Raw genomic sequence first — 12,509 nt, 5'->3', positions numbered from 1 at the left:
TTGAGCTACATAATGTGGTACGGAAATAAAGCACGTTGTATTAAAGGCTGTAAGCTTGTTATACATTCATGTCCTTTATATCCACCTTTTCATGTGGATTCATAGTTTCATTTTTATTTAGGAGGTACATGACATGCAAACAGGTAAAGTTAAATGGTTTAACGGCGAAAAAGGTTTTGGCTTCATCGAAGTTGAAGGCGGAGAAGACGTATTCGTACATTTCTCAGCTATTCAAGGCGACGGCTTCAAAACTTTAGAAGAAGGTCAAGAAGTTTCTTTCGAAATCGTTGATGGAAACCGCGGACCACAAGCAGCTAACGTTACAAAAAACTAATTAGCTAGCGAAAAAAAGCATTCCGAATTTCGGAATGCTTTTTTTATGCTTTAGAACCAGACTCATCTGAAGATAATTCACCTTTAAAGGTGCGTTCTTCAAAGTCATCAAGCAATTGTTCATATTCTTCATGTTCTTCTGTTGCGAAAACTTGTGGGTTTTTTCCATACATATCTGTTCCAATAAAGTTTTCGAAATCCTCTACATACCCAACATTTTCTTCACTATTTACGTACATGCCATTATAGTTTTTTGAATCCTGTCTTTCTAAATCGGATGGTGTTTCTGATGTTCCATAATTTGCGACGTCTTGCCAAGCATCTTCAGCATCGTACTCTACAGAATGATCTTCGTCGTGCTTATGAAACGAAGGATCTAGCACCTCTTCTTCAACTGGGCGCGTCTGCATATCTAATTTATTTGTAGTGTGCTGAATACACGTTGTAGCAGTTGGCATTGCTTCTAATCTTTCAAATGGAATTTCCTCACCAGACACTTCGCAAATTCCGTACGTACCAGCTTCAATTTTTTGCAGAGCATGTTTCGTATCTTCTAACTGTTTATGCCAAAATTCGATGAGTCCGAAATCTTTCTCACGTTCGTACAATTCTGTAGCCATATCACCTGGATGGTTGTCATAGCTAGACAATTCTCCTACTGAATCACGTTCAGATGCACGGTTTTCATCTTCATGAGTTTGTATCGTTTGTTCAACTTCTTGCTGTTGTTTTTCTAGAATAGATTTAAATTGATTTATTTGTTGTGGAGTTAACATAGTCGTCCACCTTCCTACAATTCAGTTTCTTTACATAGTATGAGCGTTGAGAGTAGGAATTATGAGATGAATTTCAGCCGGGAAGTCGGTATATGAAAAAAGGAGCCGCATAAGCAGCTCCTTTCTATAGGAAGTATCCAAGCAATAATCCGATTCCCATTAGGAGACCGAAAATTGTATTTGTTTTTGCTGTTGAAATCATCGCAGGTACCATTTCCATTGGAATGCTTTTGCCGATAAAGCCTTTCGTCGCTTTAAATGCTTTCGGTACACTTAAGAATACGATAAGCATCCATGGTGATACGATGTTAACGATGATTAAAGCGATTGTCCAAATGTAGGCAACGATAAACATAGAAGCAAGTACACCAACGGCTCTTTCGCGTCCAACGAGAATTGCTAACGTTTTACGACCATTTTCTTTATCACCATCTAAATCACGAATATTGTTAGATAGTAAAATTGCACCAATTAAAATGGAGCTTGGAATAGATAATAAAATCACTTCTGATGTTACTGCGCCTGTTTGGATAAAGAATGAAATACCAATAATAATGATACCCATAAATAATCCTGCTGTTAGCTCTCCAAATGGTGTGTACGCAATTGGAATAGGGCCACCAGTGTAAAGGTAAGCAACGGCCATACAAACAAGACCGATTGCAGCAAGCCACCAGCTAGAGTTCATACAAATATAAACACCTAATAGCGTTGCGATGCCTAAAAATCCGAATGCTAAGTTAAGAACGGTTTTTGGTTTAATGCCATCGCGGACGATAGCACCGCCTATTCCAACTGAACCTTCATGATCGAGTCCTCTTTTATAATCAAAGTATTCATTAAACATGTTCGTTGCTGCTTGAATGAGAAGGCAAGCAAGAAGCATCATAAAGAAAAGAGGAAGATGTATTTGATTTATACCTCCGACATGCATTGCAAAAGCTGTTCCGATGAAAACAGGAACGAAAGCTGCTGTTAATGTATGGGGACGTAATAAACTCCACCAAATTCGCCAGCCTGTTTGTTTACTTGGCTTTGGCGACGTAGGAGAGGAATTCGTTTCGACGTTCATTTCCATGTTGAATCCTCCTTGGTCACATATTGTACACAATTAAGTGTAGAAAAAGCATCATTTAGTGTCAACGTTTATTTTCTAGGAAGAGAAGGTGAATTTCTCAGAAATGCTAAACGTTGACAGGCCTTTCCTTTGAGGTGTATCTTAAAATCAAGCGTAATTATGACTATTTTTCGCCCATAGGGGGGAGACAATTGTGATTCAAACGAAACGAAAAGGCTTACAAGAAGTTCTTGTTACAGCTATTAAGCGTACGACTGATGAAAAAACATTAGTTAGTTTTGTAAAACAAATAGATTGGGTGGATCCACTTCTGTTTTATGCAGCAGGAAAAAGGATCGCATTCGAAAATAGATGTTATTTTGCAGACCCAGCTCAGCATGTAATATTTGCTGGAATTGGCTCTGTTTTCACTATAGCAAATTCTTCTCACAAACGCTTTCAAACTGCTCGTGACGAGTGGGATAAAGTAAAAGAGAAAGCATTCGTACAAAGAGAAGGATACGAATTTGGAACAGGTCCTCTTTTATTTGGTGGATTTTCATTTGACCAAGAAAAAGAAAAAACGAATCTTTGGAAAGAATTTGATGATACCACATTTTCACTACCAGCATTTTTATTAACTGTAAAAAATGAAAAGGCGTGGTTAACGATTAATCAGTTCGTTTCAGCCGAAGATTGTGCAGAAACTCTTTATAACGAAATTATTTCTGTAGAAGAGAGAATTTTACAAGAGAGTAAATGTGCACTAGTAGGATCAAAATTAACAGTTACTTCTAAAGTAGAAGTTGATCCGAGTGGCTGGATGAACGCGATTGGAAAAGTGCAAGATGAAATGAAGCAAGGGAACGTGCAGAAGGTTGTATTAGCAAGGGAGCTAAAATTAACGATGGATCAGCATATTGATTCCGTTCTTGTTTTAGAAGCGCTTCGCATTGGGCAACCGGATTGTTACGTATTTTCTTTTGATTATAAAGGAGCATGCTTCTTAGGGGCGACACCTGAGCGATTGATTCGAAAAGAAGGCGAGAAGTTCACATCGATGTGCCTTGCTGGTTCAATTGGTCATGGCAATTCTATAGAAGAAAGTAAACAAAATGGTGAGACGCTTCTTCATGATGAAAAGAATTTGGCTGAACACGGTTATGTAGTTAACATGATTCGAGGTGTGCTAAGTGAGCATTGCGAATCTGTTAATATTCCGGAGAGCCCAGGCTTATTAACGACGAAAAATTTAATCCATTTATATACGCCAGTAGAAGCAAAAGGTGATGCAAGTCTTTTAACGATGGTAGAAGAATTACATCCAACACCAGCTCTTGGTGGTACACCTCGTCATGAGGCGTTGAAATTAATTCGTGATGTAGAGCTTTTAGATAGAGGATTATATGGTGCACCAATTGGCTTTATAGATGATGAAGGAAATGGTGAATTTGCGGTTGCACTTCGCTGCGGATTATTAAATGGCGAGAAGGCATCCTTGTTTGCCGGCTGTGGTATCGTAATTGATTCAGTAGCGCAGCTTGAATATGAAGAAACAAGTTTGAAGTTTAGACCGATGCTTGGTGCTTTGGAGGAATTAATGAAATGAACAATCATATAGAAGCATTATCATATTATTTAGGCGCGTTCGTGGACGAACTGACGCGTCTAAATGTATGTGATGTTGTCATTAGTCCTGGCTCACGGTCAACGCCGATTGCCTTACTAATGGAACAACATGAAGGAATGAAAACATATTTACATGTAGACGAAAGATCAGCAGGATTTTTTGCGCTCGGTATTGCGAAAGCAAAAAAACGTCCTGTTGCGCTATTATGTACGTCAGGGACGGCAGCAGCGAACTATTATCCAGCTGTATGTGAAGCGTTTCATTCACGAGTGCCGCTTATCGTATTAACAGCGGATAGACCGCATGAATTAAGAGATGTGGGTGCACCACAGGCGATGAATCAATTTAATTTATACGGTACTTTTGTGAAGCAATTTACAGAGATGGCACTTCCTGAAGCGAGTGAAGCAATGTATCATTACGCTCGAATGACAACGCAGCGTACGATAGCAAGTGCACTTCTAGCCCCGCAAGGACCTGTTCATCTTAATTTTCCAGTTCGCGAGCCGCTTATACCGGATTTCTCATTAGAAAGTTTATGGGATAAAGGGCGTGGTGAATATACAGGAGTAGTTCAGCAAGGGAACGTGACGATGCCGAGTGAATATGTAGATTCTCTTGTAGGGCGCCTTTCACATATGGAAAAGGGGCTTATTATTTGTGGAGACGGCAGTCATCCAGAAATAACAGAAGTTGTTATGAAAGTAGCTGAGAAAACAGGGTATCCAATTTTAGCAGATCCACTTTCTAACCTCCGTAGTGGTAATCATGATAAAACGATGGTTATAGATTGTTACGATACATTTTTACGAAATGAATTGTTAAAAGAAACGTGGAAGCCGAATGTTTTAATTCGTTTCGGAGGAATGCCTGTCTCTAAAGCATTAACGCAGTTCATCAAAAAACAAACGAAAGCTGTTCATATCGTTGTCGATGAATCTGGACAATGGAGAGATCCAGCTCTAGTTGCGACAGAAGTTGTACAAGCTAGTGACAGTGAATTTTGCAGAGCATTACTAGAGAAAATGCCAGTTATGAAAAAGAATGATTGGTTCGGAATGTGGAAACAAATAAACGAGAAAACGAGAGAAACGCTTCGTGAGATGGAAACATATGAAACGGCATTTGAAGGGAAAGTAATTACGGATATTGTAAGTGTATTACCAGAAGGGGCAACGTTATTTGCGAGTAATAGTATGCCAATTCGCGATACCGATTCATTTTTCTTCACATCGGATAAAAACATTCAAGTAATGGCGAACCGGGGTGTAAATGGTATTGATGGAATCATTTCAACAGCTTTAGGAGCGAGTATTATTTGTGATCCGCTCGTATTAGTAATCGGTGATTTATCATTTTATCACGATTTAAACGGACTATTAGCCGCGAAACTACATGAGTTAAATATAACGATTGTTGTTGTAAATAATGATGGTGGAGGTATTTTCTCATTCTTACCACAATACGAGAAAAAGGAACATTTCGAATCATTATTTGGAACACCAATTGGGCTTGATTATGAACATGTTGTCAAAATGTATGGTGGTTCATTTAGCCGTGTAAATGGTTGGGAAAACTTCCGAGAAGAAGTACAAACTGGAACGAAAACGAATGGATTACACGTCGTGGAAATTTGTACGAATCGCGAAGAAAACTTGAAATTACATCGTGAACTATGGGCAAAAACAATGGACGTTATTACTACATCTTTGCAAGGTGAATCAAAATGAAAGTAACATTGCAAGGTGTATCGTATGAATATGAAGTAGCCGGAAGCGGGGAACCACTTCTACTTCTTCATGGTTTTACGGGAAGCATGGAAACGTGGGGTTCCTTTATTCCTTCTTGGAGCGAGCAGTTTCAAGTCATTCTAGTAGACATTGTTGGACACGGGAAAACGGAAAGTCCTGAAGATGTGATGCATTATGATATTCAAAATGTGGCACTGCAAATGAAAGAACTACTGGATCATCTTCATATTGAAAATGCGCACATACTTGGCTATTCAATGGGTGGTAGACTTGCGATTACGATGGCATGCTTATATCCAGAATATGTGCGTTCGCTTCTTTTAGAAAACTGTACAGCTGGACTTGAGAGTGCAAAGGAGCGAAAAGAACGCAAGGAAAAAGATGAACGACTTGCCGATAAAATTGAGCAAGAAGGCATCCGAAGTTTTGTATCGATGTGGGAAAATATTCCGCTATTTGAAACGCAAAAACGTTTAGTGCAAAACGTAAAAGAAGCGGTGCGAAAAGAACGACTTGCTAATAATCCAAAAGGACTTGCAAATAGTCTTCGTGGCATGGGAACAGGGGCTCAACCTTCATGGTGGAACGAATTGCAAAACCTAAAAATGCCTGTCCTTTTACTGAATGGAGAAAGCGATGAAAAGTTCTTTCGCCTATTAAAAAACATCGAAAAATGCATCCCTCATGCGAAATTTGTCAAAATTGATGGGGCTGGCCATGCAATTCATGTGGAACAACCGGAAAAGTTTGATACAATAGTAAAGGGATTTCTAAAAACTATGCAGTGATACTTTTTTCAGCAAGAAGGAAGTTGCACTTATAGCGGAGATCAGAAATATAAAAGGAGGTAATAGTAATGACTATTGAATGGGTAAAAGAAGGCAATTACGAAGATATTATTTATTCAACATACAATGGCATCGCAAAGATTTCGATTAACCGCCCTGAAGTACATAATGCATTCCGTCCTAAAACGGTAATGGAGTTAATCAATGCTTTTGCACACGCTCGTGATGATGCAAATGTTGGCGTTATCATTTTAACAGGTGAAGGTGGACGTGCATTCTGTTCTGGCGGCGACCAAAAAGTTCGCGGTCATGGTGGCTATGTAGGTGACGACCAAATCCCACGTTTAAACGTATTAGACTTACAACGTCTAATTCGCGCAATCCCTAAACCGGTTATCGCAATGGTAGCAGGTTATGCAATCGGTGGTGGACACGTACTTCATATCGTATGTGACTTAACAATCGCTGCAGACAACGCTGTATTCGGACAAACAGGTCCTAAAGTAGGAAGCTTTGACGGTGGATACGGAGCTGGTTATTTAGCTCGTATGGTAGGCCATAAGAAAGCTCGTGAAATTTGGTACCTATGCCGTCAATATAGTGCACAAGAAGCACTTGATATGGGCTTAGTAAACACAGTAGTACCATTAGAAGAACTTGAAGCAGAAACAGTACAATGGGCACAAGAAATTTTAGCAAACAGCCCAATGGCACTTCGTTTCCTAAAAGCTGCATTCAACGCAGACACAGACGGTCTAGCTGGTATTCAACAACTAGCTGGAGACGCAACGTTATTGTACTACACAACTGACGAAGCAAAAGAAGGCCGCGACGCGTTCAAAGAAAAACGCACTCCGGACTTCGGTCAATTCCCTCGTTTCCCGTGATCAAACCAAAAGCGGAAGCGGCTCGCTTAGAATGTGAGGGGGATGGAGCTTCTGACAGAGAGGCGCTTTTTGCCTCGTAGGAAGAAGTGAAGCCACCGAACATTCTAGCCGCTGTAGCTGGATGAAACCAAAAGCGGAAGCGGCTCGCTTAGAATGTGAGGGGGATGGAGCTTCTGACAGAGAGGCGCTTTTTGCCTCGTAGGAAGAAGTGAAGCCACCGAACATTCTAGCCGCTGTAGCTGGATGAAACCAAAAGCGGAAGCAGCTCGTTCAGAACAAGAGGGCGTTGGAACTCCTGAAAAAGAGGCGCTTTTTGCCTCGCAGGAAGGCGTGAAACGACCGACTGTTCTAGCTGCTGTAGCTGGATGTTTTAAAAGCGGAGCCGACTGTTTAGCCCCGTAGGCTAAGGTTCTTTCGCACAGAAAGTGTTTTTTACTTTCTCGTGCGGAAGGTTCTTAGACGGAAGGGGCTAGGAGGCGCAGCTGGATGTGATGAAAAGCGGAAGCAGCTCGCACACAATGTGAGACGCAACCAAAAGATCACACCGGAAACAAAACAACTAAGAGACTTGATGTCATATCAGGTCTCTTTCTTTCATGAAAGGAGAATGAGTGATGGAGACGATGCCGAATTGGTTAATGCAACGTGCATTTTTAACACCTGATCGCACTGCAATTGAAATTGAAGAGGAGAAGGTTACTTTCGTGCAGCTGCATGAAAAAGTAGTATCTGTTTGTGAACACCTCACGCATGTAGGAGTGAAGCGGGCGCAAAAGGTGGCTGTTCTGATGAAAAATGGTATGGAGATGATTACAGTTATTCACGCCCTATCTTACATAGGTGCAGTAGCTGTGCTTTTAAATACGCGTCTTTCAAGAGAAGAGCTACTTTGGCAAATGGATGATGCGGAAGTTGTTTGTTTAGTGACGGATCAAGAGTTTGAGACGGAAAATGTTCCAGTATGTTCATTTGCTGAAGTGATGCAAGGACCGAAGGCGGAAGCATTTATACAAGAAGAATTCTCTTTAGAAGAAGCGATGACAATTATTTATACGTCAGGGACGACAGGGAAACCGAAAGGCGTTGTTTTAACGTACGGTAACCACTGGGCAAGTGCAGTCGGTTCTTCGCTTAATTTAGGGCTTCGTGATGATGATTGTTGGTTAGCTTGTATGCCAATGTTCCACGTTGGCGGGTTATCTCTTTTAATGAAAAATATTATGTACGGTATGCGCATTTTACTCGTTCCAAAATATGATGCTAATTTTATTCATAAAGCACTTCAAACGAGAGGCGTTACGATTATTTCTGTCGTTTCTAAAATGCTAACAGATTTATTAGAACGACTTGGCGAAGGTACATATCCATCTTCTTTACGATGCATGTTACTTGGGGGAGGACCAGCACCGAAGCCGTTATTAGAAACATGTGTGGAAAAAGGAATTCCTGTGTATCAAACGTACGGTATGACAGAAACATCATCGCAAATTTGTACGTTAACAGCAGATTACATGTTAACGAAAGTAGGATCAGCCGGAAAACCACTATTTCAGTGTCAGCTTCGTATTGAAAAAGACGGCGTAGTTGTGCCGCCCCGTGCTGAAGGAGAAATTGTAGTAAAAGGACCGAACGTAACAGGTGGCTACTTTAACCGTGAAGATGCGACGCATGAGGCGATCAGAAATGGATGGCTTCATACTGGTGACCTCGGTTATTTAGATGAGGAAGGATTTTTATACGTATTAGATCGACGCAGTGATTTAATTATTTCTGGCGGAGAAAACATATATCCAGCTCAAATTGAAGAAGTATTGCTCTCTCATCCGGCGGTAGCAGAAGCGGGTGTTGTCGGTATGGCTGACGAAAGTTGGGGACAAGTACCAGCTGCTTTTGTTGTAAAAAGTGGAGAGGTAACAGAAGAAGAAATTCTTCGTTTTTGCGAAGAGAAATTAGCGAAATATAAAGTGCCGAAGAAAGCATGTTTCTTAGAGGAATTACCACGAAATGCTTCGAAGAAATTGTTAAGACGAGAGTTAAGACAATTAGTGGAGGAGATGTAGGTGGAAATAAAAAAAGCGACACTTTATATAACGGAAATGCCGCTCATTATCCCGTTTGCGGCAAGTTACGGGACTTATGAAAAGCGTGAAAGTATCGTCATTGAATTAGAAGATACAGATGGATACATTGGTTTTGGTGAAGTCGTTGCATTTTCTGAACCGTGGTATACGGAAGAAACGGTGAAGACAGCGCTGCATGTACTTCAGGATTTTTTATTACCAGATTTATTGAAAGCTGAAATTTCTCATCCGAATGAAGTACCGTCTTTGTTCCAACATATAAAGAGAAACCGAATGGCAAAGGCCGGAATTGAAGGTGCTGTCTGGGATTTATATGCGAAGCGTCAAAAGCAGTCGTTAGCGATATTGCTTGGCGGAAATAGGTCTGAAATTGAAGTCGGCGTTGTGATTGGGATCAATACAATTCCAGTTATGCTAAAACAAATCGAGGAGTACGCGGAAGAAGGATACGAGCGCTTTAAAGTGAAAATAAAGCCAGAACATGATTACGAATTGCTGAAAGAAATTCGTAAAGAGTTTCCGAATATCCCGTTAATGGCTGATGCAAATTCAGCTTATACATTAGCGGATACGGAGAAGTTGAAACGACTAGATGAATTCCAACTTATGATGATTGAACAACCGTTAGCGGATTACGATTTTCTGGATCATGCACAGTTGCAAAAGAAAATTGAAACACCGATTTGTTTAGATGAAAGCATCCATAGTTTAGAAGACGCACGTGTTGCGATTACGCTTGGCAGTTGCCGCGTCGTTAATATTAAACCAGGGCGAGTGGGCGGATTAACAGAGTCCGTTCAAATCCATAATTATTGTATGGAGCATAACATACCAGTTTGGTGCGGTGGCATGGTAGAAATGGGGATTTCACGAGCTCAAAATGTTGCACTCGCTTCATTGCCAAACTTTACGATTCCTGGAGATATATCTGCTTCTAGTAGACATTGGGAGAGGGATATTATTTCACCGGAAGTGATGCTTGAAGGCGGAAAAGTAAGGGTACCGCAAAGTATTGAACGTGAGTATGAAGTAGATCGAGGCAGGTTGGAAGAAATAACAAAGCAGCGGATTATTTTTGAGCGATGAATGGGAGCTTTTATTAGTACTGACTACCTGCAAATAGCGGGATGATTTTGTCGTTAATTGTCGGTAAGTCGATATATTTAAAAAATCGCTGATATAATTTAAATTACAGTTGATATATTTTGAAAATCGCCGATATAATTTCATTTATCAAGGTTACTCTTACGGGTAGCCTTTTCTTATTGTACAAATTGGATAGACTAGTTTAAAATCGAGCGTATGAAAACAGAATAAAGTAGGGGGACTAAAATGAAGCGCATTTCAATTTTAATAGCTGATGATGAAGCGGAAATTGCTGATTTAATTGAGATACATTTAGAAAAAGAGGGTTACCACGTCGTTAAAGCAGCTGATGGAGAAGAAGCCATGCATATTATTCAAACGCAGCCAATTGACTTAGTGGTTTTAGATATTATGATGCCGAAAATGGATGGATATGAAGTGACGAGGCAGATTCGCGGCAAGCACCACATGCCAATCATTTTCTTAAGTGCGAAAACATCTGATTTTGATAAAGTGACAGGTCTTGTATTAGGCGCAGATGATTATATGACGAAACCTTTTACACCGATTGAATTAGTTGCACGTGTAAATGCACAACTGCGTAGATTTCTTACGTTAAATCAGCCGAAAGTAGCGGAGAATAAATCTGCTTTAGAAATAGGCGGAGTCGCTATTGATCCTGAGCGAAGAACAGTAAATGTGTACGGAGAGCCAATTGAATTAACACCAAAAGAATTTGATATTTTATATGTATTAGCAAGTCATCCGAAGAAAGTGTACAGTGTGGAAAATATTTTTCAGCAAGTATGGGCTGAAGGGTATTACGAAAGTGGAAATACAGTTATGGTACATATCCGTACTTTGCGAAAAAAGCTTGGGGAAGATAAAAGAAAGGATAAGTTAATAAAAACAGTGTGGGGGGTAGGTTATACTTTCAATGGCTAAAACGATGAGAAGCTTTCGCTCGAAGATGATTATGCTATTTGCGTTAAGTATGATATTAGCTGGTGGCGTAACGTATTTGATTTATGAGGGGCTACGTCTCTATTATAAATTAGCAGTTCGTTATGAGGATCCTTTAGCCCAATTTCGTTCAATGGTAAGACAAATTGGGGACATTAATTTCTTTTTAATTGTATTTATTCCTCTGTCCATTATGTTTTTCTTCTTTCTTACTAGACCGTATTTAAAATATTTTGATGAGATTTCGAACGGGATTCATCATCTTGCGAACGGAGATTTTTCAAATCAAGTTCGTGTTTCATCAAATGATGAGTTTGGATATATCGCACGCGAAATTAATGTAGCGAGTGAAAAATTAAAAGAAGCGGTTGAACGAGGAGACTTTGCGGAAAGTAGTAAAGATCAGCTCATTGTCAACTTAGCTCATGATTTAAGAACGCCGCTAACATCTGTTTTAGGGTATTTAGATTTAATTCTTAAAGATGAGAATTTGACGAAGGAACAAATTAAACATTTTTCCACAATTGCTTTTACGAAATCCGAAAGGCTTGAAATCTTAATTGATGAATTATTTGAAATAACGAGAATGAATTATGGCATGTTGCAAATTGAAAAAAGACCAATTGATATAAGTGAATTACTTATACAGTTAGATGAAGAATTATATCCGTTATTAGAAAAAAAAGGTTTAGAAGCGAGATTGAATATGGATTCGCATTTACCTATTAACGGTGACGGGAAATTGTTAGCTCGAGTATTTGAAAATCTTTTAACGAATGCGATTCGCTATGGATACGATGGAAAGTTTGTTGATGTGAACGGATATATTGATCATGAAGAGGTAGTTGTACAAATTATTAATTACGGAGATAGCATTCCAGAAGAGGATTTACCATATTTATTTGATATGTTTTATACAGGTGATAAGGCCAGGTCAGAGCAACAGGGCGGAACAGGCCTTGGGCTATTTATCGCAAAAAATATTATCGAACAGCATGATGGGACAATCTCTGCTGAAAGTAACGTAATTAGAACGATATTTGAAGTGAGATTACCAAAAGAAGAGAGCAAAGCAATTTAATAAAAATTTAAACTTTACCCCACTTTTTATTTTAATAGTTTTTTCTATTCTATACGTAAGTTACGTTAAGGAGGAA

The 12,509-nt window shown here is 39.6% G+C and carries 12 protein-coding genes; 10 read left to right on the top strand and 2 right to left on the bottom strand.

The features are described from left to right. The first annotated feature begins 133 nt into the window (after positions 1-133). Positions 134-334, top strand: coding sequence for a cold-shock protein CspD (gene cspD, locus NSQ69_RS24045; protein ID WP_001193051.1), 201 nt, complete (start codon positions 134-136; stop codon positions 332-334). Between the two features lie 43 nt (positions 335-377). On the opposite strand, the gene NSQ69_RS24040 is transcribed toward cspD, so the two are convergent. Together NSQ69_RS24040 and NSQ69_RS24035 are read right to left on the bottom strand one after the other, a co-directional pair. Continuing rightward, positions 378-1,109 (bottom strand): yteA family sporulation protein, encoded by a 732-nt coding sequence (locus NSQ69_RS24040; RefSeq protein WP_002129658.1) that lies wholly within the window; start codon positions 1,107-1,109, stop codon positions 378-380. 124 nt (positions 1,110-1,233) lie between these two features. Next, on the bottom strand, positions 1,234-2,187 hold the full coding sequence (locus tag NSQ69_RS24035) for a 1,4-dihydroxy-2-naphthoate polyprenyltransferase (protein WP_341099758.1): 954 nt from the start codon (positions 2,185-2,187) through the stop codon (positions 1,234-1,236). Between the two features lie 193 nt (positions 2,188-2,380). Here NSQ69_RS24035 and NSQ69_RS24030 point away from each other — a divergent pair, with 193 nt between their 5' ends. From NSQ69_RS24030 to NSQ69_RS23990, 9 genes are all read left to right on the top strand, one after another. Beyond that, a complete protein-coding gene (locus tag NSQ69_RS24030) occupies positions 2,381-3,775 on the top strand; it encodes an isochorismate synthase (protein ID WP_002191042.1) in 1,395 nt (464 codons plus the stop codon). Next, positions 3,772-5,526 (top strand): 2-succinyl-5-enolpyruvyl-6-hydroxy-3-cyclohexene-1-carboxylic-acid synthase, encoded by a 1,755-nt coding sequence (gene menD / locus NSQ69_RS24025; protein ID WP_002129652.1) that lies wholly within the window; start codon positions 3,772-3,774, stop codon positions 5,524-5,526. Before NSQ69_RS24030 ends, menD begins: the two co-directional genes overlap by 4 nt. Further along, positions 5,523-6,335 carry a 2-succinyl-6-hydroxy-2,4-cyclohexadiene-1-carboxylate synthase gene (gene menH / locus NSQ69_RS24020; RefSeq protein ID WP_002129651.1) on the top strand — a complete coding sequence of 271 codons (813 nt, stop codon included), beginning with the start codon at positions 5,523-5,525 and terminating at the stop codon, positions 6,333-6,335. Before menD ends, menH begins: the two co-directional genes overlap by 4 nt. Positions 6,336-6,403: 68 nt before the next feature. Continuing rightward, on the top strand, positions 6,404-7,222 hold the full coding sequence (gene menB, locus NSQ69_RS24015; protein ID WP_305926800.1) for a 1,4-dihydroxy-2-naphthoyl-CoA synthase: 819 nt from the start codon (positions 6,404-6,406) through the stop codon (positions 7,220-7,222). A gap of 243 nt (positions 7,223-7,465) precedes the next feature. Further along, positions 7,466-7,624, top strand: a complete 159-nt coding sequence (locus tag NSQ69_RS24010) for a hypothetical protein (RefSeq protein ID WP_033713152.1) — start codon at positions 7,466-7,468, stop codon at positions 7,622-7,624. A 212-nt stretch (positions 7,625-7,836) separates the two neighbouring features. Further along, positions 7,837-9,282 (top strand): o-succinylbenzoate--CoA ligase, encoded by a 1,446-nt coding sequence (locus NSQ69_RS24005; protein WP_063226033.1) that lies wholly within the window; start codon positions 7,837-7,839, stop codon positions 9,280-9,282. Beyond that, positions 9,283-10,389, top strand: coding sequence for an o-succinylbenzoate synthase (gene menC, locus NSQ69_RS24000; protein WP_016120967.1), 1,107 nt, complete (start codon positions 9,283-9,285; stop codon positions 10,387-10,389). 246 nt (positions 10,390-10,635) lie between these two features. After that, positions 10,636-11,334, top strand: coding sequence for a response regulator transcription factor (locus tag NSQ69_RS23995; RefSeq protein WP_002015820.1), 699 nt, complete (start codon positions 10,636-10,638; stop codon positions 11,332-11,334). Next, positions 11,327-12,433: a HAMP domain-containing sensor histidine kinase gene (locus NSQ69_RS23990; RefSeq protein ID WP_002164874.1), complete on the top strand. Its 1,107-nt coding sequence runs from the start codon at positions 11,327-11,329 to the stop codon at positions 12,431-12,433. Before NSQ69_RS23995 ends, NSQ69_RS23990 begins: the two co-directional genes overlap by 8 nt. Positions 12,434-12,509: the final 76 nt, after the last annotated feature.

The organism is Bacillus sp. FSL R10-2201 (genome assembly GCF_038008665.1).
Classification (GTDB): domain Bacteria; phylum Bacillota; class Bacilli; order Bacillales; family Bacillaceae_G; genus Bacillus_A; species Bacillus_A mycoides.
The sequence above is the reverse complement of the archived record's forward strand: the minus strand, read 5'-3'. Positions and strand labels throughout refer to the sequence as shown.